This is a genomic window from Arthrobacter sp. Bz4 (genome assembly GCF_003075455.1).
Classification (GTDB): domain Bacteria; phylum Actinomycetota; class Actinomycetes; order Actinomycetales; family Micrococcaceae; genus Arthrobacter_D.
Map to the genome: position 1 here is coordinate 32,664 of NZ_QDAE01000012.1, position 25,004 is coordinate 57,667.

A 25,004-nucleotide genomic window follows, 5' to 3' on the forward strand; every position below is an offset into this window, starting at 1 on the left:
TCACCGGCACCGTCCTTTAAGCTCTCCCGCACCCTGGGCCGGATCCGCCGTCCACACACCCGGCTACCAGCATCCTCCCGGCTAACTCACAACTAGCGGGCCTAATGTTGGTAACACCTCCTAGAGGTGCGAGTGATGAACCGTCAGGTTTCCTTGGCCTGACCCAGGTGCCGTCGAGCGAAAGCAAGTGTTTCCCCCAACCACTTGTCCCGCTCGTCGGCACCTTTCGCTTTTCTCGTGCTTACTTCGACCGCCACAACCCCGGTGAAACCTGAATTGACCAGAAACTCCAGCGATTCCGCGCAGCGTTGAGTCCCCTGGCCGGGCAACAAATGTTCGTCTCTACCGTTGGTGGTGCCGTCGGTCAGATGGACGTGCGACAGCCGGTCGCCGAGTGTCCGCATTTCCTCCAACGAGTCCATCCCGGCTATTGCGGCGTGCGAGAAGTCCCAGGTGATCGCCTCATAGGATTGCGGCACCGGATTCCAGTGCGGCAGATACGCCTTCGCTTCACGCCCACGGACCCGCCACGGGTACATGTTTTCCACGGCAACGGTGACCCCGTACTCAGCAGTGATGCGCTGCACCCCCTCGGCGAAGTTCTCCGCGTAGCCACTCTGCCAGCGGAAGGGCGGGTGCACCACGACGGTCCCAGCACCCACCTCGGCCGCCATCGCCGCTGACATTTCCACCTTCGTCCATGCCTTGCCCCACACCTGCTGGGTCAGCAGCAGGGTTGGTGCGTGAATGGCGACGATCGGCTGGTCATACTGCCGGCTGAGTGCGCTGAGCTTGTCGGGGTTCTGGCTCACATGGTTGTTGGTGACCATCACCTCAACCCCGTCGTAGCCGAGGCTGCGGGACACCGCGAAAGCCTCATGGACGGCCAGTGGGTAGACTGACGCGCTGGACAGCGCCACGCGCACCCCCTGGGCCCCCTCCGGCGCGGTCCCCTCGTTCACAGCGCCGCTCATCCTGCCCATGGCTCGTCCCGCAGGGCGGAACTCAGTTGGACGTGCCCGACGCCGACGGCGGGCATCGGTTCCTGCGCCTCGAACATCAAGGTGTCGAACCGGCGCAGCAGCAGACCCTCACGCAGGGCCCACGGGCAGATCTTGACGCTGTTGACCTTGAACACCTCCAGGGCTGCCTCGGCCACCAGGGCACCCGCGAGGACCTGCGGCGCCCGGGTCTCCGAGACGCCGTCGAGGTTCACCCGGTCCTTTACCGACATGGCCGCCAATCGCTTGGTCCATAGGGACAGGTCTTCCAGCCGGAGTTCGCGCTGGACGAACGGTCCGGCCGCTGAGGGGGCGGCTCCGGCCAGACGGGCAAGTGATCTGAACGTCTTCGATGTGCCTGCCACCAGTTGCGGTTCTCCGAGGGACTTGAATTCGGCCGCGGCGTCCTTCATGGTTGCGCGGATGTAGCGGCGGAGGTTCTTCACGCTCTTGGCTGTCGGGGGGTCATCGTTGAGCCAGTCGCGGGTGAGCCGGCCAGCTCCCAGGGGCACGGAAATCGCCACCTCGGGCAGTTCGTCCTCGCCCATCGCCATCTCGAATGAGCCGCCGCCGATGTCCAGGTTGAGGATGGACCCGGGGCTCCAGCCATACCAGCGGCGAACCGCCTGAAAGGTCATTGCCGCTTCCTGATCGCCGGAGAGTTCCTGGAGTACCACAGCGGTTTCCGCTTTGACCCGCTGCAGCAGGGCCTCACCGTTTGCCGACTCGCGGATTGCTGAGGTGCAGAACGCGAGGAAGTCCTCAGCACCATGCCGGCTCGCGAACTTTCGTGCATCCTTGACGAAATTGATCAACTCACGCTGACCGCGATCGCTAATGGCGCCTTCGCTGTCGAGGTGAGCGACAAGCTGGAGCGGCCGCTTGTGGGACGCAAAAGGCACCGGGCGTGCCCCGGCGTGGGCATCCACCAGGAGCAGATGCACAGTATTTGATCCGATATCCAAGACGCCTAGACGCATGATTCCATTATTCTCGTCGATACTTTCGTTGACGACGCGCCCCACGGCGTCCTATTACTGGTGGCGGACCCCGAAGGGCCCGCCATCAGGTCCTACTTCCGTGCAGCGACCTTGCGTTTGGCGGGCGCGCGGCTGGCAGTCTTCTTCGGAGCCGGCCCCTTGGCCCGCTTGTCCGCCAACAGCTCGAGTGCCAGTTCGCGGGTCAGTTCCTCAATGGCCATTGACCGCGGAACGGTGATGTTCGTGACCCCGTCGGTGATGTACGGGCCGAACCGGCCGTCTTTGACCACTACCGGCTTCTCGGACACCGGATCATCGCCGAACTCGGCCAGCGGCGGCGCGGCCGTCCTCCCGCCGCGCTGCTTGGGCTGCGAGTAGATCTCCAGCGCCTGTTCCAGCGTGATGGTGAAAATCTCCTCCTCCGACCCGATGGATCGCGAATCGGTCCCCTTCTTCAGGTACGGACCGAACCGGCCGTTCTGCACGGTAATCTCCTTGCCCTCGGCGTCAACGCCAAGAACCCGCGGAAGATTCATGAGTTTCAGGGCGTCCTCGAGAGTCACCGTGTCCAGCGACATTGAAGCGAACAGGGACCCAGTGCGGGGTTTCTCTTTGGTCGGCTTTTTCGGCGGCTTCGGTTTCCCGTTCTTGTAATACTCGACCGGCTGCTTGGCGAGCTCCTCTTCGGTGACCTCCGGGATGAGCTCAATCACGTAGGGACCATACCGGCCGTCCCGTGCCGCGATGGAGCGCCCCGTGTCCGGATCCTCGCCGAGGATCCGTTCCTCAGTGCCGGAGGTGTTCATCAGCTCGATGGCCTTCTCGACAGTCAGCTCATCGGGGGCCAGGTCCTCAGGAACGTTGGCGCGCTGCGGTTCGGTTCCCTCTTCAGCATCAGCGGGGAGCGGCTTCTCCAGGTAGGGCCCGAACTTGCCGACGCGCAGTGTGATGCCTTCGGCGATCTCAATGGAGTTGATTTTGCGCGCGTCAATCTCGCCGAGGTCGTTCACGATGGTGTGGAGCCCGGTGACCTTGCGGTCCCCGTAATAGAAGTGGTTCAGCCAGTCGACCCGGCCAGCCTCACCGCGGGCGATGCGGTCCAGGTCCTCTTCCAGCTCCGCAGTGAAGTCGTAGTCGACGTAGTCGTGGAAGTGCTCTTCCAGAAGCCGGACCACCGAAAAAGCGATCCAGCTGGGGACCAGCGCCTGCCCGCGGGTCCGCACATACCCACGATCCATGATGGTGGAGATGGTTGCGGCGTAGGTTGAGGGCCGGCCAATACCCAGCTCCTCCAGGACTTTCACCAGCGAAGCTTCAGTGAAACGAGGCGGCGGTGAGGTTTCATGCCCGACGGCGTTGACCTCCTCCGCCCCCAACTTGTCACCCGCGGCGAGGTTGGGAAGCCTTGCTTCCTGCCCGCCATCGGCCGAGGCATCCTGCTCATTGCGCCCGGCATCCTTACCTTCCTCATAGGCAGCCATGAAGCCGCGGAAGGTGATGACGGTGCCGGAGGCCGAGAATTCAGCGTCACGCGTCTTTCCGTCCGGGCCGGCCGCGAGGGCTCCCAACCGGAGGGTCGCCGTCGAACCCTTTGCATCAGCCATCTGGGAAGCGACCGTGCGCTTCCAGATGAGTTCATACAGCCGGAATTCTTCGCCGCGAAGTTGTCCAGCGACCTGCGCTGGGGTGCGGAAGGAGTCACCGGCGGGGCGGATCGCTTCGTGGGCTTCCTGGGCGTTCTTGGACTTGCCCTTGTACACGCGGCGGGCGTCCGGGACATATTCAGCACCGTACAGTTCGGATGCCTGGCGGCGGGCAGCGTTGACGGCCTGGTCCGAGAGGGCTGGCGAGTCGGTTCGCATGTACGTGATGTAGCCGTTTTCGTACAGGCGCTGGGCAACCTGCATGGTGACCCGGGAGGAGAACCGCAGCTTGCGGGCTGCTTCCTGCTGCAGGGTCGAGGTGGTGAACGGCGCTGCCGGCCGGCGGGTGTAGGGCTTGGTGTCGACCGAGCGGACCGCAAACTCTGCGTCCTGCAGTTCGGCCGCCAACGATTCAGCGGTTTCGGCGTCGAGCCGCGCCACCGTCGATGACTTCAGCTCTCCGAGGTCGGTGAAATCCTTGCCTGTCGCCACCCGAGAACCGTCGAGGCTGACGAGTTTGGCCGCGAAGGACTGACGCTCGTCACCGCTCTGCGGTGAGAAGGTGCCGGTAAGGTCCCAGTAGGACGCTGCACGGAAGGCCATCCGTTCGCGCTCGCGTTCGACGACGAGCCGGGTGGCGACCGACTGTACCCGGCCGGCTGAGAGACCGCGAGCCACTTTGCGCCACAGTACTGGTGAGATTTCGTAGCCGTACAGCCGGTCCAGGATCCGCCGGGTCTCCTGGGCGTCGACCATCGGAATGTCGAGTTCGCGCATTTCCAGGAGCGCCCGCTGAATGGCTTCCTTGGTGATTTCGGGGAAGGTCAGCCGGTAGACCGGGACCTTGGGTTTGAGCACCTCAAGCAGGTGCCAGGCGATTGCCTCACCCTCGCGGTCACCGTCAGTTGCGAGGTAGAGGGCTTCGGCGCCCTTGAGCGCCGCCTTCAGCTCGGCGACTGTCTTCTTCTTGTTGGCCGAGACCACATAGTAGGGCTCGAAGTCATTGTCGAGGTCCACCGCGAACTTGCCGACACCGGTCTTTTTCAGCTCGGCGGGCAGGTCTGAGGGCTGGGGAAGATCCCGGATGTGCCCCATGGACGCCGTGACCTCGAAGCCCTCGCCGAGATAACCAGCAATGGTCTTGCTTTTTGCGGGTGACTCAACAATGACGAGCTTGCGGCCGGGCTTCTTGTCCGTTGCCTTAGTGGGCACTTCTCTCCTATATATAGGTCCGCTGAGCTGATGGCGTTTCAGCGGTCTTCGTAACGGGGCGGCTCAGGCTATGAGCCCCCATACCCTTCACAGTATGCGGCATGCCTTCCTGCAATAGGGTAACGGCTTCGGTGTACCGGTGGTCACAAAAGGGGGATAACTGTGCACAACCTCTCCTCGCCGGGGCTGCCCGGCACCCGGGCTGGCGGCCGGGATCGGTGGCCTTCCGGCGTTAGTTGGCTGCTGCCGGAATCAGGAATCCGTCCAGGACAAGCTCTCTCACGTCGGACAGCAGCGCGGCCCGGAAGGCGTCGTCGTCCTGGCCAAGGAGGGCGCTGAGAGCCATCACGATCTGACCGGCCGAGAGGTCACCGTCGCAGGCGGAAACGAAGCCCGCCAACTCGGTGCTCAGCAGGTTGGTGCGCCGGAAGCCAGCACCTTGCCGGAGCAGGATCACTCCGGGATGTTCGGCGCCCGGGCGCTGGTGGCGTTCCTCGGTGACGTCGTCGGCCACCAGCAAATGTTGCTCGGGTAGGTCACCGGCGTGCTCGACGGCCCAGTCGTACCTGCCCATGCCGGCGGCGAAGTGCGGGGCAATCGGTTGCTCCAGCGCGTGCGTGATTTCCTCGAACCGACGGAGCGGCACCTCCGGTGCTGAGGCAGCCTGGCGGATGGCGGGCTGGCCGGTGCGCGGCACTCCTGGCGTGCGAAGCAGCACCGCGCCGAAGCCGACTGATTCAACGTTGCGGGACCGGAAGTCGTCGATGTAGGCCGCGTAGCGGTCAACGAACGCGTCCGGATCACGGGTTTCGGCGGCGTCCCGCAGCCAGGTCAGCGCGTAGCCCGACGGCGTCAGCTGTTCCCGCTGCAGAACCCAGCAGTCCACACTGGCGGGAAGCCAGGACTCGATCCGATCGTGCCATCTCGCCCCGGAGGTAATTTCCCAGTTGCCCAACAGCTGGGCCGTGCCACCCGGGGTGAGGACGGAAGGTAGTTCCCTGAACAGTGTCGAGACAATATCGTCGCCGGGCAGCCCGCCATCACGGTAGGTGAACTGGCTATCGGCGGTTTCCCCCGGGCGACGGGGCGTGATGACGAACGGAGGGTTGGAAACTGCCAGGTCGAACGTTTCGCCGGTTACCGGATCGAGGAGGCTGCCTTGCCGGAGGGTGACCCGGTTTCCGAGGTCATCGGGGTCCAGCCCCAACGCTTCAGAATTCAGGAGCAGGTTGAAACGGGTAAACGCAAGCGCTCGAGCCGAAATATCGGTGGCAGTGACATGCCGAACATGGCCAAGGAGGTGGAAGGTCTGGATGCCGCACCCGGTGCCGAGATCCAAGGCACGGTCCACGACAGGCCGGACCGTCAGTTGGGCCAGGGTGCGAGAAGCCTGGCCGATACCGAGGACGTGATCGCGGCGGAGCACCCCGGGCCGCTGATGTTGGCCCAGGTCGCTGGCCACCCACAGATCGCCCCCGGCGTCGGAGGTGTAGGGGCGGAGGTCGACAACCGCCCGCCAGCCGTCCGCACCATCCCGTTCAGCCAGCCCCAGCTGGCCCAGCCCGACTGGTGTGGTTCGGGTGAAGGCTTCGCTGAGTTGGGCTTCGGGTACCGTTTCGCAGAGCAGCCACAGCAGCACCGCAGCAGTGGGTTCATCCCCGGCTGCGGTGTCCGCTTGCCGACAGGCGAGGAGCGCGGGGATCAGCTGATCCTTCTCGAGCGACTCCCAGGCTTCGACTCCGATGAGCCCGGCGACGCCGTCGGGCGTGTAATTGAGTGATTGAAGGTCGGCGGTGAGGGCCGCCAGGAGCGCCTTGTCACTGCTGAGCGGTGCATCAGGGACATCGCTGGTGAACTCGGCATGCCTCACGCAGCACCCGCGGCGGTTGCCTCGGCCTCATCGGATTCGCAGCCCTGAGGGCAGCGCAGCGTCGATGGGGAAGCGGCGCAGTCCGCACAGTACAGGGTCAGATTGCGGCAGGCGAGGTTGGAACAGTTCTCGAACTTGTTCGTCGGTGTCTCACAGCGAACACACTTGCCGATGGTTTTTGCATCCTGTGAAAACTCGATGTGCATGCGCTTGTCGAAAACATACAGGGACCCCTCCCAGAGGCCCGAGTCACCGTACTCCTCCCCGTACCGCACGATTCCGCCATCCAACTGGTACACCTCGGTGAAGCCGCGATTGATCATCAGGCTGGACAGAACTTCGCAGCGGATCCCCCCGGTGCAGTAGGTGACCACCGGTTTGTCTTTCAGGTCGTCATACCGACCAGAGTCGAGTTCATTGACGAAGTCCTGGGTGGTCGCGACATTGGGGACGATCGCGTTTTTGAACCGGCCGATCTGCGCCTCCAGCGCGTTGCGACCGTCGAAAAAGACCACTTCCTCACCACTGGCCTTTTTGGCATCCACCAGGCGGTGCAGTTCCGCGGGTTTCAGGTGCATGCCGCCACCCAGAACGCCGTCCTCGTTGACTTTGAGCTCCGCGGGGGCGCCGAAAGACACGATTTCGTCTCGTACCTTGACGCTGAGCCGGGGAAAGTCAGCTGCCCCGCCCTCGGACCACTTGATGTCCATCTTTTTGAAGGCCGGATACTCGCGGGTTGCCTTCACATACTGCTTCATGGCGTTCAATTCGCCGCCGACGGTTCCATTGATCCCGTCTTTCGATAGCAGGATTCGGCCCCGGAGCCCGAGCTTCTCGCAGAGTGCCCGCTGCCAGAGTCGGACGGCCTCCGGATCGGGTAGCGGGGTGAAAGCGTAATACAGCACAATGCGGTTCATGGACACGCAGTCAAGCATAACGGTCCGCCCTCGGTGAGGTCTCGAATCGACTACGGCTTCGGTGTCCTATGTTCAATACCAGCCACAAAGCCTAAGGTCATTTCATGAGTGCACATCTCTCCGAAAAATTGCTGAAGACGTGGATCTCCGGTTGGTCCTCCTGCCGGAGCTATCAGCCGCACGACGATGGCCGCACGGTGTCCGTATCCCTCACGGATCATGGCAATCAGCAGGAGCACTTCTTGTATGAACCCACCGACGAATTGGCACTCTCGCTCGCAACTGAAACCAGAGCCGACCCGAATCGTCTCCTCACCGTGGTGACCACCCGGATGGACGAACTACTCGGCCTACTCAGCCCGCTGGGCCTGAGGGTGATTGACAACCATCAGGCACTGATGACCGTGAACATGGACGGTCAGGACGTCGAGGACCCTCGCCCGCCAGATGAGGTGTTCTCCATTACCCACCTTCGTGAGCCAACCTGTCGCCGGGTCATCGTGACCGCCGACGGTGAGGAGGCGGCCCGCGGATCAGTCGCAGTGGAACAGGGCTTCGCCGTCTATGACCGCATCCTGACGAGTGAACAGTTCCGTCGTCGCGGGCTCGGCAGCTACGTGATGCGTGCGCTTACCTCGGCGGTGCTGGAAGACGATGTGGAACACGGGCTGCTCATGGCGTCGGCTGACGGCCAGCAGTTGTATCAGTACCTGGGCTGGCAGCATCTCGCCGACGTCTTCGTGGTTCGCGCCTAACCTACCTTTTCTGGTTTTCCGCACCCGCCGGAGTGACACAATGGCAAGGTGGCCCTTCATGACTCCCTGATTCCCCTACTTGGTGGGGGCGCCGAACCGGAGCAGCTGGTTCATGTTCGGGAGATTCCCGCCCGGCAGGCCGTCACCGAGCCGTGGCCGGACTGGGCCCACCCCGATATTGTCGCTGCCTATGCGTCGTTGGGCGTGTCTACCCCCTGGCGGCATCAGGTGATAGCAGCAAACGCTGCGCATAGCGGTCGGCACACCATTGTGGCCACCGGCACGGCATCCGGGAAATCGCTTGCCTACCAGCTGCCGGTGCTCGACGAGATTCACCGGACCGCGTTAGGGGACCGGACCTCGCTGGAGCCCACCGGTTCAGTGGCTCTCTATCTCGCACCAACCAAGGCACTCGCCGCAGATCAGTTGGCGGCAGTGAAGGCCATGAACATTCCGACGGTCCGGGCGGAAACGTACGACGGCGACACCGATCCGACAGCCCGCCGGTGGATCCGAGACCACGCAAACCTGGTGCTGGCGAACCCCGACATGCTGCACTACGGGATCCTGCCCAACCATTCCTGGTGGGCCAGGTTTTTTCGACGGTTGAAGTATGTGATCGTCGATGAAGCCCACAGCTACCGTGGGGTTTTCGGCTCCCACGTGGCGAATCTGCTGCGTCGTCTGCGGCGCGTCTGTGAGTATTACGGCGTCTCCCCCGTTTTCATTGGCGCTTCCGCCACGTCGGCCGATCCTGGTGCCTCCTTCGGGAAACTGATTGGCAGTGAGGCGACGCCGGTAGTGGAGGACAGCTCCCCGCACGGGTCAACGACCGTAGCGTTTTGGGAACCAGAACTCACTGATCTGCGGGGAGAGAACGGTGCCCCCAAACGCCGGACCGTCATCGCCGAGACATCTGACCTGTTGACCAATTTGGTCTCCGCACAGGTCCGGACGATCGCATTCATCAAGTCGCGGCGGGGAGCGGAGAGCATCGCCGCGATGTCAAAGCGGCTGCTCCATGAGGTTCATCCCAGCCTGCCCGGCAGGGTTGCTGCGTACCGGTCGGGTTACCTTCCCGAGGAGCGCAGGGAACTGGAGTCAGCGCTGCGCAGCGGGCAGCTGCTCGGTATTGCCAGCACGCCCGCGCTTGAACTTGGTATCGATATCTCCGGGCTGGACGCCGTTCTGGTAGCAGGGTGGCCCGGCACCCGGGCCTCGCTCCTGCAGCAGATCGGCAGGGCCGGACGGTCGGGGCAGGACGCGCTCGCAGCCTTCATCGCGAGCGATGACCCACTCGACACGTATCTGGTGCATCATCCGGAGGCAGTGTTCGACGTCGGGGTGGAAGCTACCGTTTTTGACCCCACCAATCCCTATGTGCTCGGCCCGCACCTTTGCGCAGCCGCCGCCGAGTTGCCGCTGACATCGGCTGATCTCGCGCTCTTCGGTTCCGGAGTTGAGGACCTGCTCGCGAAATTGGTCAGCCAGGGGTTCCTCCGCCAGCGGCCCGCCGGATGGTTTTGGACGCACCCGCAAAGCGCTGCCGGGATGGTCAGCCTGCGCGCCGACGGTGGCGGCCCGATCAGCATTGTCGAGACCGGGACCGGAACCATGCTCGGCACCATGGATTCGCCGCAGAGCCACTATCAGGCGCATGCCGGTGCGATCTATGTGCATCAAGGGCAGACCTACGTGGTCGACGAGCTGAATGAACAGGATCATTGCGCCATGGTGACCCGGTCCAACCCGGATTACTACACCCAGGCCAGGGATATCACCGAGATTGAAGTGATCAGCACCAGCCGGACACAGGACTGGGGCGGGTTACAGATCCGGTTCGGCGAGGTAATGGTGACCACGCAGGTGGTGTCGTTTCAACGGAAGGCCTTCGTCTCCAACGAAATCCTTGGTGAGGAGCCGCTCGAACTCGGGGCCCGGGATCTTCACACGAAGGGTGTCTGGTTCGAGTTCGACCAGAAGCTACTGGAAGGCAGCGGCCTGACCGCCGCCGATCTGCCGGGTGCGCTCCACGCCGCGGAACATGCCGCCATCGGTCTGCTACCCCTCGTGGCGTCCAGCGACAGATGGGATATTGGTGGAGTCTCAACCGCACTGCACGCCGACACGATGCTCCCTACCATCTTCGTTTATGACGGCCATCCCGGCGGGGCGGGGTTTGCCGAGCGGGGCTACGAAGCCGTCCGGATCTGGGTCAAGGCGACCCTCGACGCCATTGATGCGTGCGAGTGCGACACGGGCTGCCCCTCGTGCGTGCAGTCGCCCAAGTGCGGCAACCGCAACAACCCGCTGAGTAAGTCCGGCGCCGCAACACTATTGGCATTGATCCTGGCGCAGGACCCCAACCCGTCACACCGCTAGGACCGCTGGCCAGGTGCGGCGACCGGCGCTTTCCTGGCCCTGTCCAGGTTCCTGTTTCCGTTCCGGATGCGGATGCGGATTCGGATTCGGATTCGGATCTAGGGCGGCGGTCCGGCGCGTGCCCGACCCATTGCATCCGGCAGCAGCGGGTACCCGGCGATCACCACCTTCACCGTGAACGAAGTTCGCACCTCCACGATGGTGCCCCCGGGGCCCTCCCGGGCACAGGCCTGCACGTAGGCGCCATGGGCCGCAGCGGTTTCCATCGCGACAGTGCAGGGATCTCCCGCGGTCAATCCACGCGATGCGTCGGCGGCGGCCAGGGCCGCGAGATCAGCGGCGGTAGCTGCCCGTGCCGCTGCCGTACCGACCTGGGCCAACAAGATTACTGCCGTAATAAGGGTGAGAACCACCAGCGCGAACCCACAGATCAGTGCGGTCCCTGCCCCTGTTTCAGCGCCCGTTTGAGCGCCGGTTTCAGCGCAGGTTTCAGCGTGCGCCCCGGCGCCGGTTTGAGCGTGGGGGCTCCTGGCGACGCACAGACTCCTCATGTCCTACCTGCCGTCGCTACGGGACCTACCGGACCTATCCGCGGGGCGTCTGGTCCGATCGGGGCCTCGGGTTGTAGGTGATAACGCCCGGCTGTCCCGGTCAGAGTGGGTGCGGACTCCCCGCTATGCAGCTCGGAGCGCGCCGTTGCTGACGCTGACAGCTCCCACCCCAACTGGTCCAGCAACGGGACGGTCAGACGTGAGGTGACTGTCACCGTTGACCAGCCACCGCCGCTCACTAGATCAAGTTGCACGTTCCCACCTGCAAGGCGCCGCACAGTCGTTTGCACCTGAACCGTTGACTCGCCGCGCACAACCTCCCGGGCACCTGCGCGGGCCGCCTCCTCCAACCGCAGCTGTGTCAGTCCCGCGGTTGCGGCACCCAGGAGGAGCGCGAGGAGCAAGACCAATGACGGCAGCGCAATTGCGATCTCTGCCGTCACCGCACCGCGCTGCCGTATCACCACCGGCCTGATCCCTGGCATCAGCCAGTTACCCGAAACTCAGGGCCGAGCTGATGAGGGACATCAGCATGCCCCTGACCTCCCCACTCGACAGGATCGCCACGAGGAGGGCAGCGAATCCCACCGCGGCGAGCGTGGCAATCGCGTACTCGGCGGTGGCCATCCCGGCCTCCGAATTGGCTAGGCGGTGCCACCGGTCGGCAACCCGACGTCTCCATTGCGAACCTGACCCTCTTACGGACGACATATCTCTCTCCTTAGTATTCGTATGCTGCAGCACCGGCGAACTGCGCCGTCCTCTCCGACTGGGTATCTGGGAGGTTGCTGGTGGGCGCCAGGACGCCCTCTTCACACTCTGCCCGGCAGTGCGCGGCCGTTGGGCACCGCAACAGGGTTATGTGGACAAGTCTCAGTAGTTCGGTATTCACTGGCGTCACCACACCGGAACCAGGGCGAAGACCACCGGAAGCACCCCGAAGCAGATGAACGCCGGGAGATAACAAAGACCCAGAGGCACCACGAGCCGGACGCCGAGCGTGGCCGCTCGTTGCTCTGCTTCGCTATTTCTGCGGCGCCGGAGCTGCGATGCATGGGTGTGGACAATTCCGGCTGACGAGGCACCGGTGAGTGCAGCGAACCGCAAAGCGCTGCTGAGCACCACGAGGATTTCCCCCGTCCGGACATCTGAGCGGGCGACGGCTGAGTTCCACGCCACGTCCCAATCAGCGCCTAGTGACAGGGCACTCGCCACGGCTCGCAGGCCACGTGCCAACGACGGTGGACAGGAGCCAGCGAGTGATGTGAGAGCAACTCCGATTGGCGCCCCGGCGGTCAGAATTGCGGCGAGAAGATCAATCATCAATGCGGTGTCGAGGACGTCTGCGTCCTGATTCTTCGCGTGCGGCTCACCGCCGCGGCGCCACCGCCACGGCGGTGCCCCTGTCCGGTGCCCGGGAACCTCCCTGCCACCCCACCTCACACCAACCAGCCCGTGGGACGCTGTCAGCAGGAGGAAAGCCGCGCCCGTCAGGCTAAAGACCAGCAGCCCGGTCACCTCAGCCGTCCCGGGCCGCAGCGGCAACAAGCCGATTGGACCAGACTCGTCCGCCCACCATCAGAAGGCTCCCTGTACACAGCAACACCAGCCCGGGAAGCGACCCGAACAGGATAGCGAGGGGTTGAGCGCCGGTCAGGTAGCCCAGCCCAAGTCCGAAGATCGGGAGCCAGCCGAGGAGACGCGCGGTGGCGGCTGGCCCGGCCAGCGCCGTTGCCCGTGACGCAGCGGCGCCGAGTGATTGCTCCAACTGGGCGGCATACCGGCCCAGGACTTCGACCAGTGGCGCGCCGCTTCGCTCGGATACTTCCAGGCATACCGCCAGGTCCCGCCACATGCCTGAACAGTCCGCTGGTGGGGTCCTGACTCGGCCAAGGCGCCAGCGTTCGCGTCCGTGCGGATCAGCTGCTGCGCGCCGGAGGACCTCCGGGATCCCAGCCCCGATTGCTGCTGCCTGCTGGGCGGCGCGAACAACTGGCAGCGCAACCTGTTCGAACCCAGGACCGGAACCCGGGATCCGTTCCCTGCCGGCCGCCGAATACACCACGGTCATGTCCTGCCATAGCTGGTGCGGCGCCCTTCCCGCCTGCAGCAGCGCTGTCAGCTGGTACACGAACAGGGGCAGCTCCGACGGGGCTACTTGGGCGGGTCGGGTCAGGTTGCGCGTCGCTGCGATCCGGTACCCGACCCCGGTTGGCTCCCCAGCGTTGTTCTGGCCCTCCCTCCGGACCTCCGTTACGGCGAGGATGAGAAAGGCCACAAGCATCAACCCGCCGACGGCGAATCCCGTCATGACTGTGGTCCAATCCTGAGCAGATCCTGCAACCGCGCCCAGCCCGGCGCCGCCTCACATCCACCGCCGCACCGGACAAGGGCGGGGCGAACTCTTAGCGCGCCGGCGTCGTCAAGTTCCACCAGGCCGATCACCGCAACCTGCCGTCCCCCCGGGCTGCGCACCAGGTGCACCACGACGTCCAGCGCACTGGCGGCTTGCAGGGTGATTGCTTCACGGTTCAGGCCGGCCAGGGATCCCAGGGCCATCAACCGTGCGGGGACGGTTTCAGCTGAGTTGGAGTGGATCGTGCCGCCGGCACCGGAGTGACCAGTGTTCATCGCCGCGAGGAGTTCCCGGACTTCCGCGCCACGGCACTCCCCGACGATCAGCCGGTCGGGACGCATCCGCATCGCTTGTCGGACCAGTTCCGCCAGGTCGATTGCACCGGAGCTCTCCGCATTATTGTGGCGGCATTGCAAAGATACTGCGTGGGGATGACGCGGGTTCAACTCAGCCGCATCCTCAACCGTCACCAGGCGCTCAGAGGAAGCGCTCAGGGCCAGCAGCGTCGACAGGAGCGTGGTCTTGCCGGTGCCAGTTGCACCGCTGACCAGGAAGTTCAGCCGCCGCACCACTACCGCGTGCAACACCTCGGCCATCAGCGGATCAAGGGTTCCCGACTGGATCAGCTCGTCCATGGTGAACTCACGATGGCGTTGAACGCGGATAGACAGCAGGGTGCCCCGGTTGGACACCGGTGGCAGGACAGCATGGACGCGAAATGCAGCCAGGCGGACGTCGACGCACGGGTTGCCGTCGTCGAGACGTCTACCAGCGGCTGAAATGAGCCGGGTTGCCAAGGCACGCACCTCAGCATCGGTACGGAAACGGAGGGAGGTTCGCCGCAGTCCGGCGCCCCCGTCCACCCACACCTCATCGGGCCCGTTGACCAGGATGTCTGTCACGGAGAGGTCCTCGAGAAGGTGTTGCAGCGGCCCCAACCCCTGCAGCTCTGCCTGCACCTGGTCAACGGTCCGGAGCATTCCGGTGGCCCCCAGCAGCTTGCCCGTCGATTGGACGGCGGCAGCCAGACGAGCCCCGGTGAGCGGTAGCTGGTCGGCAAGGACCGCTTGGCGCACTTCGCTCACCATCGCCGCGGCTGCACCACGGTTCCCATCATCACGGCCCGCGCTGTCAGGCCCCGCGCTGTCTCGGCGCGTATTGTCACGGTGCGTATTGTCACGGTGTCGGCTGCGTGTCAGATCGCTCACGGCCTGGCTCCCCTCGCATGGAAAGGCACCGTGGCCAACGCCTGCGCGGTGAGGGCCTGCACCCGGCGGTGCTTGCCAATGGTTAGGAGTCGTCCCTGCCGTTCAGCCGTGGGTACGCCGCGCAGCTGCGGAAGATACCCGATCAGGGGCCCACCCGCCAGCTCGGCCACCCGGTGCGGATCCAGGCCCTGAGCGAATGGGCCGCGGGCCACGAGACCGACGGGGAGAAACTGGGTTTGTTGCACGATCGAATGAGCCACAGCGAGGGGGCGACGGCGCCCCGGGACGAGCAGCACCAGTTCGTCGCAGAAGGGAAGCAGCGGTCCGCCCCAGGGCCACCCGGACGGAAGGTCAGCGATCGTCAGGTCAAAACCGCTTCGGACCGCGTCCAGCACTGACTTAACAGCTGAAGAGCCGAGTATCCCTGCCTCAATCGCCGGCGAACCTCCCATGGCCAGGACTGATACACCCCTGACCACGGGGAGCGCATCCACTAGTTGATCTGGGTTGAGCGTGCCGCTGACCTCACCGAGATCTTCCCACCGGATACCGGAGAGCGAATCAGATACGGCGAGATCCAGTCCCCCGCCCGCACAATCACCGTCGAGGAGCAGACACGACCGACCGGACCGGGCGGCGGCGAGTGCGAGCCAGCAGCTCAGCGAACTGGCTCCGACCCCGCCCGTGCAGCCCATCACGCCGAGGACGTGACCGCGCGGGCCGCTTGCTCGAAGGCCAGCGAAGCGTTCCACCAGCCAGCCGGCAGCAGCGGGTAGCAGGGCAACCTGGGAGGCGTTGAGGCGGGCTGCTGTCTGCCACACTGCACCGTCTTCCCCAGATAGGCCCACCAGGATCAGCTCACCGTCAGTTGCTGATCCTGTTTCGGCGCTGTCGCTGCCCACGAGCAGCACGGCGGGGTGCAGTTGGCGGGCTTCGGGGAGCGTGGTCGTCACAGTCAGCTCCAGCCCTGCCGCGGCCGCGACCCTCGCGGTTTCATCCCGGATGGGTTGCGAACTGGTCACCAACGCTACGCCTGCCCGCCCGGAAGCCGGGAGCCAGGGACGTCCTTCTGTCATGGGTCAAGCGTGGGGCCCCGGAGCTGATGCCCGGGCAGTATAGCGGGCGTATGTGGACAGGCGTCCGACAATTGCTCCTGTGGAGGACGGGTGCCTCCACAGGAGCGGTTTGCGGGGTGCCAGCCCGACCAGGATTGTCTGTGGGGCGGGAGACAATAGAGCCATGTATGTTGTCGTGTCCTCACCGCCCGCTCCAGGCAGCCCTGTCTGGCCGGCTGGGGGGTCGACAGACGACGCCGTCGCCGTACTGCAGCCCGCGGATGCGTCGGGATCGGCCACTGGTGCGGCCGTCGTCGTCGGGCACGACGAACTTGCCGCGGCCGTCCGCCACTTTGAGGCGCAGAAGGTGCGTTGGGTGTGGGATGCCACCCGCAACTGGTACCCGCAGCTCCTGCACCAAAAGATCAGCGTCGAGCGGTGCCATGACCTGAGCCTGTGCCGGGACATCCTGCGGCACTCTCGCTTCGCAGCTGACCTGCCCTACATCACCAAGCTGCAGGACAGCGCCGACGCACAGGATCAGGCCCCCGCGCGGCAACTTCCCCCGGTTGCCGCATCGATAGGGCAGTTCAGCCTCTTCGAGACCCCCTCCGCCCCCGGCGGACCCGGGCCGGACGAGGTTCTCACCGAGTTCCGCCACCAGCAGCAGGCTGTTGCGGAAGGGCGGTTTCCCCAACGGCTGTCGCTGCTGCTAGCGGCTGAATCGGCTGGCGCCCTCCTGGCCGCCGAGATGGAGAACGCAGGAATACCGTGCGTCGTGATCTCCATGAGGAGCTGCTGGAATCGCAGCTGGGTCCCCGCCCCCGTGAAGGCGTGCGGCCTGCTGAGCTGGAGCGGATAGCCGGTGAGCTACGGGTGCACCTGAACAACCCCGGTTTTAACCCTGACTCACCGCAGGAGCTGCTGCGAGCGCTCCACCGGGCAGGCATCGAGGTAACCAGCACGCGGTCCTGGGAGCTGGAACAGCACAAACACCCGGGGATTGAACCCCTGCTGCGCTACAAGAAGCTCTCCCGGTTGCTGACCGCCAATGGGTGGACCTGGTTGGATGCCTGGGTGCAGGGCGGCCGCTTCAGACCCGAGTATGTGGTGGGCGGAGTGGTATCGGGGCGGTGGGCCTCGAGGGGTGGCGGCGCCCTCCAGATTCCTCGACAGATCCGTGACGCGGTGCGACCCGATCCGGGCTATCGGTTTGTGGTGGCTGACGCAGCGCAGCTGGAACCCCGGGTTCTGGCAGCGCTCGGCCGTGATTCGGCGCTGGCAACTGCGGCCCGGGGGAAAGACCTGTATCAGGGGATTGCCGAGCAGGGCTTTGGCGACCGGGCCAAGGCCAAACTTGCGATGTTGGGCGCGATGTACGGAGCCACTACCGGCGAATCTGGCCGGTTGATGCCCCAACTGGCCCGCACCTATCCGCAGGCTATCGGGGTCGTGGAGAGTGCTGCCCGCACGGGCGAGGCCGGTGGTGTGGTGAGCAGCTACCTGGGACGCGGTTGCCCCCCAGCAACTGACGCGTGGCTGGCGTCGCAGCAAAGCTCCACCGCTGATGAGCAGCGTCGTGCGGAAGGTCTTGCCCGATCGCGTGGCCGGTTCACCCGCAACTTTGTGGTCCAGTCGACCGCCGCCGAATGGGCGCTCTGCTGGCTCGCGGAACTGCGGCGTCAATTGCGCGCGAAGGCGGTTCCAGCCCCCGTTGACCTACTGGTGTTCTTTCTGCACGACGAGGTGATGCTGCATGTCCCCGAATCCCAGGTCGACGAGGTCTGCCGGGTGGTCGCCGACGCGGCACAGTCGGCGACCCGGCTGATGTTCGGGGACATACCCATCGACTTTGCGGTCAATGTGGTGGTGGTGGATTCCTACGCGGACGCCAAATAGGGTGCCTTGGTCGGTCAGAGCGGTGGTGGGATCTGATCCGATTTGTCCCACGGCAGGGTCCACCCCAGGTCATCAAACAAGGCGTCCAGAAGTAGCGCAGTGAATCCCCACACCGTGACGTCCCTGACCAGGAAAGCCGGGGTGGTCCAGGTGACGCCGTTGCGGTGCCCAATCACAGAACGTCGGCCCGCCGGGTTGAGCAGGTCCGCCACGGGTACCCGGAAGACGTGTTCGGACTCCGCCTCGTCGACCACCGTGACCGGTGACTGGTCGGCCCACCAGGCGAGCACTGGTGTGACCAGGAAGTTACTGACCGGAAGCCCAGACTCGGGGAGCGGTCCCAGCACCTCGATCCCGGCGGTGTCGACGCCGGTTTCCTCCCACGCTTCCCGAAGCGCCGCCGCCACCGGGCCGTCGTCGCCGTCGTCGATCCGGCCCCCTGGGAACGCCACCTGACCTGGATGGTCCGTCAGCGACCCTGAACGTAGCACCAGCAGGACGTCCAGATCATCGGGCACGGCGCCCGCATGGAACTCAGCTGGCCGGTCATCGAGGATACCGAAGAGGATCAGGACCGCTGCGTGGCGCGCCTCTGCCGGGTCGATGCCGCGCAGCGTCCCCGGCTGCGACACGGACCGCTTCGCCAGATCCAGCAACTGTTCACGGGCACTCATGCTCGGAGGCTGTATCCGGCGGCCTGCAGTTCGCGCCGTGTGGCGCCCCCGCGCATCAGCTGCAGCAACTCTTCCCGCCCCGGCGCCAACTCGTACTTCAGCAGCTTCGCGGCTTTGACCGGGTCCACCTCGCCGTCACCATAGGCGGGGCAGAGGGCGGCCAGGGGGCATGCGCCGCAGGCTGGTTTGCGTGCATGGCAGACCCGGCGACCGTGGAACACCACATGATGGGAGAGCATGGTCCAGTCCGACGGGTCGAACAAGCGGGCGACGTCGGCCTCCACCTTGACCGCGTCGTCGGACTCGGTCCAACGGAAGCGCCGCGCGAGCCGGCCGAAGTGGGTGTCGACAGTGATCCCGGGGATGCCAAACGCATTACCGAGTACCACGTTCGCGGTTTTACGACCCACCCCGGGGAGGGTGACAAGGTCTTCCAGGCGTGGTGGGACCACCCCATCGAACTCATCGACGAGGCGGTTGGACAAGGCCAGCAGGCTCTTCGACTTGGCGCGGAAAAATCCGGTGGGCCGGATCAGATCCTGCAGGTCCATTTCGTCGGCTTCAGCAAGACGGCGGGCGTCTGGGTACCTGGCGAACAGGGCCGGGGTGGTGAGGTTGACCCGGACATCGGTGGTCTGGGCCGACAGGACGGTCGCTACGAGAAGCTCAAAGGGATTGGTGAAGTCGAGTTCAGCAACGGCGTAGGGGTATTCCTCGGCCAGCCTGCGTTGAATCCTGCGGGCCCGCCGCTTGATGGCGAGCGGCGACGGATCATGGGAACCCGCGGAGACCGTACCGACCACTGTCGGTGCCTAGCCGTCGCTCGGTGCGCGCTCGATGTTGGTGAGATCCCGCATGACACCGATCCGGCCCGTGCGCTTGTCCTGCACCAGAAATTCCTCGCCACGGTCCTCGATGCCCACCTCCCAGTCACCTGGAAGCAGGACGAAGAGTTCGACACCCGAGGCCTCGTCGACCACCGGGCGGGGTGAACCGACGGCGAACCAGAAGGCTTCCACCACAGGGGCGTCGTCGTCCGCGTCCTTGGTCGCTGAGATAGAGTCCTGGGACTCGCTGGGCTGGCGTTTCACGACCGGCTGCGCAGTTGTCGCGGCGGCGGTTGCAGCAGTTGTTGCGGAGGATGTTTCGGGGGTAGCGGCTTTCCGGGTTGCAGTTGCCTGCTGGCCGGTATCCACCGGAGCCTGATCCGCGGTCGGTGAGCTGACACCAGCGTCGGAGTTGCCGTCGGGCGACTGGGCGGAGTCGTGCGACTTTGCCGCGTCAGGGGACTGAGCCGGGTCAGGAGACTGCGCCGAGTCGGGGGACTGCGCCGAGTCGGGGGACGTGCCATACGGGGCGAAATCCTCATCAGCGAACCGCGGGTAGCCGGATGAATCGGCGTCGGCCAGTTCCTTGTCCTGGACCCCGGCTGCTGCCCCCACCCCGCTGTTCAGATGCGCCTCGGGCCTGCTCGGGCCCTGGTCGCCCGAAGAGGACTTCGCTGCGGCGCCGAATCCGAACTTGCCGGCAATGCCTGGGCTCTTCTTCTGCGCGGCAGGCTGCGATGTGGTCCCGGCGTGACCTGCGCCGAAGCCCGCTGCTGCTGCGCTGGCACCTGCGCCGCCGTCGAGCCTGGCTGGGGAGTGAACTCGGTAACCTGCTCGGCCGCAACTGGCTCGGAGGCTTTGGGCTTTTTCGGTGCGGCTGGCAGGATGCTACGGGCCATCAGGTGGGCGTTTGAGCTGGGACGGCCTGCAAAATCTCGGGCGAACATCGGCAGATGCGGGCCTCCGACGGTGGCGGCCAGCATGCCAATCCCGCCGATGAGGCAGATGAGCGGCCCAATGTGGAAGGAGGTGACCGTCTGCAGGAAGAAGAAGGTCGTCGCAAGCGCGGCCACCACCGACGCGAACTGGTCGACCGAAAGCGAACCGATCCGCAGGTCGGTCCCGAGCCGCCGGGCGGCAATCAAGCCCGCAGTTGCTACCGGGAGGATGATACCGATTCCGAGGAAGAAGAGGGAGGACGCGTTCCACAGGTTGCCGAACCAGTCATTGGCCTCGAAGAAGGGAAGCAGCGAGCCGATGAAGATCAGCAACACCGAACCGCCGATCACCGCCTCCCGGAGAGTGAATGGGCCCAGAACCGCCTCGCTGGCGCGGTGTGAACTGTCGCTGCTGCTGCCAGCGAACCGATCGGTGTGCGGATGTGTCATTTCGGGATTCCATTCGTCGCAGCGGCCGGGCGGGCCGCAGTGGCCAGCCTTGCTTCCTGTCACCAGAGTAGTCAACCCGCCTCTCCTCCACTAGCCATCCGGGTCCACTCGCGCCCTTCTCACCGCCGCTCACCGCAGAAATTCGACCATTCACATTTGCGGATGTGAGCGCGCCCACACAAAGTCGGTGCGCGCGGTTAGTCTGGTCAGCAGTATCGCGGTGCTGCGTGCCGGTTTCGAACCGGGTGGCTCGCCGCCTAACGCTATCCGGCACGATGAAGGGTTGAACATGACTGAGAACACCCAGACCACGCAAGGCGACGCATTTGAGAATCTGCTGCTGGAGGAGCGCAGCTTTCCTCCCACCGAAGAGTTCGCGGCGAATGCCGTAGCTCAGCCCTCCCTCTATGAGGAAGGCAAGGCCGGGCCGGAGTTCTGGGCCGCTCAGGCACGCGACCTGCTCACCTGGGACGAAGATTTCACCCAGGCTCTCGACTTCTCCGACGCTCCCTTCGCGAAATGGTTTGTCGGAGGCCGGGTGAACGCCGCCTACAACGCGCTTGACCGCCACGTTGAGGCCGGCCGAGGGGATCGTGTAGCCATCCATTTTGAAGGCGAGCCCGGCGACACCCGCTCCTACACCTATGCGGAACTCACGGAAGAGGTCAAGAAAGCATCAAACGCGTTCCTCTCGCTCGGAGTCGAGAAGGGTGACCGGGTGGCGGTATACCTGCCGATGATCCCCGAGGCAGTCATCACCATGCTCGCCTGTGCCCGGATTGGTGCTGTGCACTCGGTGGTCTTCGGCGGCTTCTCCGCCGAGGCTCTGCGCAACCGGATCGATGACGCTGAAGCCAAGCTCGTCGTCACGGCGGACGGCACCTACCGTCGCGGCAAGCCCAGCGCGTTGAAGCCAGCCGTCGACGGCGCCCTGGAACGCGAGGGGCACACCGTCACTAACGTCGTGGTGGTCAAGCGCAACGGCGAGCCGGTGGAGTGGACCGAAGGTCGGGACGTCTGGTGGAGTGACGCCGTCGGCGGTGCATCAGCCGACCACACCGCCGTCGGACACGACTCGGAGCACCCGCTGTTCATCCTGTACACCTCGGGCACCACAGGGAAGCCCAAGGGCATCCTCCACACCACCGGCGGGTATCTGACGCAGACGGCCTTCACCCACAAGAACACGTTCGACCTGCGCCCGGAGACCGACGTGTTCTGGTGCACGGCCGACGTCGGCTGGGTCACCGGGCACAGCTACGTCGCCTATGCGCCACTCGTCAACGGCGCCACCCAGCTCATGTACGAGGGCACCCCCGACACCCCGCATCAGGGCCGGTGGTGGGAACTGGTGGAAAAGTACAAGGTGTCCATCCTGTACACGGCTCCGACGGCGATCCGGACGTTCATGAAATGGGGCCGCGACATCCCCAAGAAATACGACCTCACCTCGATCCGCGTACTGGGCTCCGTGGGTGAGCCCATCAATCCTGAGGCGTGGATGTGGTACCGGGAGATGATCGGTGGGGGCAGTGCACCGATCGTGGATACCTGGTGGCAGACCGAAACCGGTGCGCACATGATCGCCCCGATGCCGGGCGTCACGCACGCCAAGCCGGGCTCCGCGCAGGTGGCAGTGCCGGGGATCTCGGTGGATGTCGTGGATGAGATGGGCGAATCGGTGCCCAACGGTTCGGGCGGGTATCTGGTGGTCCGCGAACCGTGGCCGTCCATGCTCCGTGGCATCTGGGGCGACCCGCAGCGGTTCAAGGACACCTACTGGTCCCGCTTCGACAACATGTACTTCGCTGGGGACGGCGCCAAGCGCGATAAGGACGGCGACATCTGGCTGCTGGGCCGCGTGGACGACGTGATGAACATCTCCGGTCACCGGCTGTCGACCACCGAGATCGAGTCGGCGCTGGTCAGCCACCCGTCGGTGGCTGAGGCCGCCGTCGTCGGTGCCTCCGATGAGACGACAGGCGAGGCAGTGGTCGCGTTTGTGATCCTGCGTGGCTCGGCCGTCGACGACGACGACATCGTCACCACCCTGCGCAACCACGTGGGCAAGGAGATCGGGCCGATCGCCAAGCCGCGCAACATCCTGGTGGTGCCCGAGCTCCCGAAGACCCGCTCCGGCAAGATCATGCGCCGCCTGCTCAAGGACGTTGCCGAGGGCCGGGAAGTCGGCGACTCGTCAACCCTGTCCGACCCGACGATCATGGCTCAGATCGCTCAGTCCCTGAGAAAGTAACTCCCCGCCTGGGTCCCGGGGCACCATCCCGGGTCCCAGGCGGACCCGGGGTGGTGCCTCCGGGCGGTGTGATGTGCATCCCGGGGGGTTGTGATCTTGCCCGGCAGGGGTGGCGCCTCGGCCTGCGGCACGAGGACAATTTCGAAACGTGTCTACTACCACTGCCCCCGCGACCACTGGCCCCTCCCCGGCCGCCAACCGCAAGATGGCCCGTAAGTCCGCGGCCGCCTCGTTTGTAGGCACCACCCTCGAGTCCTACGACTTTTACGTCTTCGGAACCGCTGCTGCGTTGGTCTTCAACCAGGTGTTCTTCGCCGCCCAGGATCCCCTCGCGGGCACCCTCTCCGCTTTCCTGATCTTCGCGATGGGCTTCGTCGCCCGCCCCCTGGGTGCCATCCTGTTTGGCCATCTCGGCGACCGGATCGGCCGCAAAAAGACCCTCATCTGGACCATCGTGCTGATGGGCCTGGCCACCGGGTCCGTCGGCCTGCTCCCGGACTACAGCGTGATCGGCGTCTGGGCACCCATCCTGCTGACCGTGCTCCGTCTTCTCCAGGGGTTGTCCCTCGGCGGCGAGTGGGGCGGGTCCATCCTGATCGCCACCGAGCACGCCGAACCGCGTAAACGCGCGCTGTACGCCTCGATTCCCCAGCTCGGTTCCCCCGTCGGCACCATGCTCATCTCCCTGGTGTTCCTGATCCTCGCTGTCGTGGCGCCCGACGTCATGACCACTTGGGGATGGCGTATCCCCTTCCTGCTCGCGTTCCCGTTCCTTGGCATCGCCCTGTACCTGCGGCTCGCCATTGACGAGACGCCGGTGTTCAAAGAGACCGTGCAGACACAGTCGCGCGCCAGCATTCCGTTCATCGAAGTCATCCGTCGGCAGCCTGCGGCAATCGCCGTCGCGGCCGCAGCGGCAGTGCTCGGTATCGGTTCCTACTTCCTCATGGTTTCCTACACTCAGGCCTACGGCACCCAACGGCTGGGACTCAGCCAGGAGACCGTGCTCAACGCGGCCCTGATCGGTTCGCTCCTGCAACTGCTGACCATTCCCGCGTTCGGCTATCTGGCCATGAAGATCGGCTCGGCCAAGGTGGTCGCCGGCGGGGCTATCGGCACCGCCCTCATCGCTTTCCCGCTGTATTGGGTGATCAGCATCGCCGATGCGCCCACCTATGTGGCCGCCATCCTGTTGGGCGGCATCCTGCCGACCGCCAGCTGGGCCGCGCTTGGCGGATTGATGGCTGACATCTTCGAGCCCCGCACCGGGTTCACCGCTCTGTCCTTCGCCTATAGCCTGGCGGCGATTGTCGCCGGATTCGCTCCTTCCATTACCCAGGTCCTCGGTACAGCTACCGACGGCGTCTGGTGGCACCCCGGAATTGTACTTGCGGTGATGAGCCTGGTGACCGTCGCTGGGGCGCTGGCCGCCGTCCGCCTCCGCCGGACAGCCAACCTCACCCGGCCAGCCGACGTCGCACCGATGTCAGCCTGAGCACCGCCACACCGCCAACCCCGCTGCTTTTTGGTGCGCCCGGGTGTGGGGCATAGTTAAGCCATGCCGAAGACCAACACGCTCCTGATCATCAACGGACCGAATCTCAACCTCCTGGGCACCCGCGAACCGGCCACCTACGGCACAGGAACCCTCGCCGACGTCGAGGCTCTCGCCGCCGACGCCGCGGGGCGTCACGGTTGGGCCGTCGCGTGCCTGCAGTCCAACCATGAAGGCGAACTGGTCGACGCCATCCAGGCTGCGGCAGGCGCAGCCGACGGTATCGTCATCAACGCCGGCGCCTACACCCACACCTCCGTCGCCCTTCGCGACGCAATTGCCGCCGTCGGCCTTCCCACGGTAGAGGTGCATATCAGCAACGTGCACCGGCGGGAAGAATTCCGGCACCAGTCCTACCTGTCGGCTGTTGCGGAAGCCGTGATCGTGGGCGCCGGGATCAGTGGCTACCGGTACGCCGTCGATTTCCTGATCGAAAAACTCTCCTCCGGATCCGTGGGTTACGCCCCCTCATGAGGG

21 protein-coding genes and 1 pseudogene are annotated in these 25,004 nt (G+C 65.1%); 6 read left to right on the top strand and 16 right to left on the bottom strand.

Going from position 1 to position 25,004, the window contains the following annotated elements; genetic code table 11:
- Window positions 1-143 precede the first annotated feature (143 nt).
- The 5 genes from DDA93_RS10420 to DDA93_RS10440 all read right to left on the bottom strand — a co-directional run bounded on the left by DDA93_RS10420 (window position 144) and on the right by DDA93_RS10440 (window position 7,629).
- On the bottom strand, window positions 144-983 hold the full coding sequence (locus tag DDA93_RS10420; protein ID WP_116778726.1) for a sugar phosphate isomerase/epimerase: 840 nt from the start codon (window positions 981-983) through the stop codon (window positions 144-146).
- Window positions 971-1,981 carry a Ppx/GppA phosphatase family protein gene (locus tag DDA93_RS10425; protein ID WP_116778727.1) on the bottom strand — a complete coding sequence of 337 codons (1,011 nt, stop codon included), beginning with the start codon at window positions 1,979-1,981 and terminating at the stop codon, window positions 971-973. Before DDA93_RS10425 ends, DDA93_RS10420 begins: the two co-directional genes overlap by 13 nt.
- A gap of 92 nt (window positions 1,982-2,073) precedes the next feature.
- The gene (gene topA, locus DDA93_RS10430) at window positions 2,074-4,836 is read right to left on the bottom strand and encodes a type I DNA topoisomerase (RefSeq protein WP_019483173.1); all 2,763 of its coding nucleotides are present in this window, start codon (window positions 4,834-4,836) and stop codon (window positions 2,074-2,076) included.
- 232 nt (window positions 4,837-5,068) lie between these two features.
- The gene (locus DDA93_RS10435; RefSeq protein WP_116778728.1) at window positions 5,069-6,706 is read right to left on the bottom strand and encodes a class I SAM-dependent methyltransferase; all 1,638 of its coding nucleotides are present in this window, start codon (window positions 6,704-6,706) and stop codon (window positions 5,069-5,071) included.
- On the bottom strand, window positions 6,703-7,629 hold the full coding sequence (locus DDA93_RS10440; protein ID WP_116778766.1) for a rhodanese-related sulfurtransferase: 927 nt from the start codon (window positions 7,627-7,629) through the stop codon (window positions 6,703-6,705). The genes DDA93_RS10435 and DDA93_RS10440 overlap by 4 nt, the downstream gene beginning before the upstream one ends.
- A 98-nt stretch (window positions 7,630-7,727) precedes the next feature.
- Here DDA93_RS10440 and DDA93_RS10445 point away from each other — a divergent pair, with 98 nt between their 5' ends.
- Both DDA93_RS10445 and DDA93_RS10450 read left to right on the top strand, forming a co-directional pair.
- Entirely contained in the window at window positions 7,728-8,378 is a 651-nt protein-coding gene (locus DDA93_RS10445; protein ID WP_133185489.1) for a GNAT family N-acetyltransferase, read from the top strand.
- A gap of 48 nt (window positions 8,379-8,426) precedes the next feature.
- On the top strand, window positions 8,427-10,760 hold the full coding sequence (locus tag DDA93_RS10450) for a DEAD/DEAH box helicase (protein WP_116778730.1): 2,334 nt from the start codon (window positions 8,427-8,429) through the stop codon (window positions 10,758-10,760).
- A gap of 98 nt (window positions 10,761-10,858) precedes the next feature.
- On the opposite strand, the gene DDA93_RS10455 is transcribed toward DDA93_RS10450, so the two are convergent.
- The 7 genes from DDA93_RS10455 to ssd all read right to left on the bottom strand — a co-directional run bounded on the left by DDA93_RS10455 (window position 10,859) and on the right by ssd (window position 15,951).
- Window positions 10,859-11,311 (bottom strand): Rv3654c family TadE-like protein, encoded by a 453-nt coding sequence (locus DDA93_RS10455; RefSeq protein WP_116778731.1) that lies wholly within the window; start codon window positions 11,309-11,311, stop codon window positions 10,859-10,861.
- Window positions 11,308-11,754, bottom strand: a complete 447-nt coding sequence (locus DDA93_RS10460) for a TadE family type IV pilus minor pilin (RefSeq protein ID WP_243400592.1) — start codon at window positions 11,752-11,754, stop codon at window positions 11,308-11,310. The genes DDA93_RS10455 and DDA93_RS10460 overlap by 4 nt, the downstream gene beginning before the upstream one ends.
- A 49-nt stretch (window positions 11,755-11,803) precedes the next feature.
- Window positions 11,804-12,022 (bottom strand): DUF4244 domain-containing protein, encoded by a 219-nt coding sequence (locus tag DDA93_RS16805; RefSeq protein WP_243400593.1) that lies wholly within the window; start codon window positions 12,020-12,022, stop codon window positions 11,804-11,806.
- A 186-nt stretch (window positions 12,023-12,208) separates the two neighbouring features.
- The gene (locus DDA93_RS10470; RefSeq protein ID WP_243400594.1) at window positions 12,209-12,856 is read right to left on the bottom strand and encodes a type II secretion system F family protein; all 648 of its coding nucleotides are present in this window, start codon (window positions 12,854-12,856) and stop codon (window positions 12,209-12,211) included.
- Window positions 12,831-13,622: a hypothetical protein gene (locus DDA93_RS10475; RefSeq protein WP_116778733.1), complete on the bottom strand. Its 792-nt coding sequence runs from the start codon at window positions 13,620-13,622 to the stop codon at window positions 12,831-12,833. The genes DDA93_RS10470 and DDA93_RS10475 overlap by 26 nt, the downstream gene beginning before the upstream one ends.
- Entirely contained in the window at window positions 13,619-14,755 is a 1,137-nt protein-coding gene (locus DDA93_RS10480; protein ID WP_019483163.1) for a TadA family conjugal transfer-associated ATPase, read from the bottom strand. Before DDA93_RS10480 ends, DDA93_RS10475 begins: the two co-directional genes overlap by 4 nt.
- 116 nt (window positions 14,756-14,871) lie before the next feature.
- A complete protein-coding gene (ssd, locus tag DDA93_RS10485) occupies window positions 14,872-15,951 on the bottom strand; it encodes a septum site-determining protein Ssd (RefSeq protein ID WP_116778734.1) in 1,080 nt (359 codons plus the stop codon).
- Between the two features lie 163 nt (window positions 15,952-16,114).
- On the opposite strand from ssd, the pseudogene DDA93_RS10490 reads away from it, so the two are divergent.
- A pseudogene (locus DDA93_RS10490) lies at window positions 16,115-17,829 on the top strand (bifunctional 3'-5' exonuclease/DNA polymerase).
- Between the two features lie 14 nt (window positions 17,830-17,843).
- Here DDA93_RS10490 and DDA93_RS10495 read toward each other — a convergent pair.
- Genes DDA93_RS10495 through DDA93_RS10510 form a run of 4 tightly spaced genes read right to left on the bottom strand, consistent with a single transcriptional unit; the run spans window position 17,844 to window position 20,718 of the window.
- Window positions 17,844-18,503 (bottom strand): CoA pyrophosphatase, encoded by a 660-nt coding sequence (locus DDA93_RS10495; RefSeq protein ID WP_116778735.1) that lies wholly within the window; start codon window positions 18,501-18,503, stop codon window positions 17,844-17,846.
- A complete protein-coding gene (nth, locus tag DDA93_RS10500; RefSeq protein ID WP_116778736.1) occupies window positions 18,500-19,306 on the bottom strand; it encodes an endonuclease III in 807 nt (268 codons plus the stop codon). Before nth ends, DDA93_RS10495 begins: the two co-directional genes overlap by 4 nt.
- Before the next feature lie 9 nt (window positions 19,307-19,315).
- A complete protein-coding gene (locus DDA93_RS10505; protein WP_116778737.1) occupies window positions 19,316-19,945 on the bottom strand; it encodes a hypothetical protein in 630 nt (209 codons plus the stop codon).
- Between the two features lie 8 nt (window positions 19,946-19,953).
- The gene (locus DDA93_RS10510; protein WP_116778738.1) at window positions 19,954-20,718 is read right to left on the bottom strand and encodes a hypothetical protein; all 765 of its coding nucleotides are present in this window, start codon (window positions 20,716-20,718) and stop codon (window positions 19,954-19,956) included.
- A 289-nt stretch (window positions 20,719-21,007) separates the two neighbouring features.
- Between DDA93_RS10510 and acs the strand changes: the two genes are divergently transcribed.
- The 3 genes from acs (at window position 21,008) to aroQ (ending at window position 25,001) form a co-directional block, all read left to right on the top strand.
- Window positions 21,008-22,972, top strand: coding sequence for an acetate--CoA ligase (acs, locus tag DDA93_RS10515; protein ID WP_019483158.1), 1,965 nt, complete (start codon window positions 21,008-21,010; stop codon window positions 22,970-22,972).
- A 148-nt stretch (window positions 22,973-23,120) separates the two neighbouring features.
- Entirely contained in the window at window positions 23,121-24,467 is a 1,347-nt protein-coding gene (locus DDA93_RS10520; RefSeq protein ID WP_116778739.1) for an MFS transporter, read from the top strand.
- Between the two features lie 63 nt (window positions 24,468-24,530).
- Complete coding sequence (gene aroQ, locus DDA93_RS10525) at window positions 24,531-25,001, top strand: type II 3-dehydroquinate dehydratase (RefSeq protein WP_116778740.1); 471 nt, start codon at window positions 24,531-24,533, stop codon at window positions 24,999-25,001.
- The last annotated feature ends 3 nt before the right edge of the window (window positions 25,002-25,004 follow it).

Coding starts and splice junctions, on each gene's coding strand:
- DDA93_RS10495 (WP_116778735.1), bottom strand. CDS start 18,503: ATGAGTGCCCGTGAACAGTTGCTGGATCTGGCGAAGCGGTCCGTGTCG.
- DDA93_RS10420 (WP_116778726.1), bottom strand. CDS start 983: ATGGGCAGGATGAGCGGCGCTGTGAACGAGGGGACCGCGCCGGAGGGG.
- DDA93_RS10475 (WP_116778733.1), bottom strand. CDS start 13,622: ATGACGGGATTCGCCGTCGGCGGGTTGATGCTTGTGGCCTTTCTCATC.
- DDA93_RS10445 (WP_133185489.1), top strand. CDS start 7,728: ATGAGTGCACATCTCTCCGAAAAATTGCTGAAGACGTGGATCTCCGGT.
- DDA93_RS10455 (WP_116778731.1), bottom strand. CDS start 11,311: ATGAGGAGTCTGTGCGTCGCCAGGAGCCCCCACGCTCAAACCGGCGCC.
- acs (WP_019483158.1), top strand. CDS start 21,008: ATGACTGAGAACACCCAGACCACGCAAGGCGACGCATTTGAGAATCTG.
- aroQ (WP_116778740.1), top strand. CDS start 24,531: ATGCCGAAGACCAACACGCTCCTGATCATCAACGGACCGAATCTCAAC.
- ssd (WP_116778734.1), bottom strand. CDS start 15,951: ATGACAGAAGGACGTCCCTGGCTCCCGGCTTCCGGGCGGGCAGGCGTA.
- DDA93_RS10425 (WP_116778727.1), bottom strand. CDS start 1,981: ATGCGTCTAGGCGTCTTGGATATCGGATCAAATACTGTGCATCTGCTC.
- DDA93_RS16805 (WP_243400593.1), bottom strand. CDS start 12,022: ATGTCGTCCGTAAGAGGGTCAGGTTCGCAATGGAGACGTCGGGTTGCC.
- DDA93_RS10480 (WP_019483163.1), bottom strand. CDS start 14,755: ATGGTGAGCGAAGTGCGCCAAGCGGTCCTTGCCGACCAGCTACCGCTC.
- DDA93_RS10510 (WP_116778738.1), bottom strand. CDS start 20,718: ATGACACATCCGCACACCGATCGGTTCGCTGGCAGCAGCAGCGACAGT.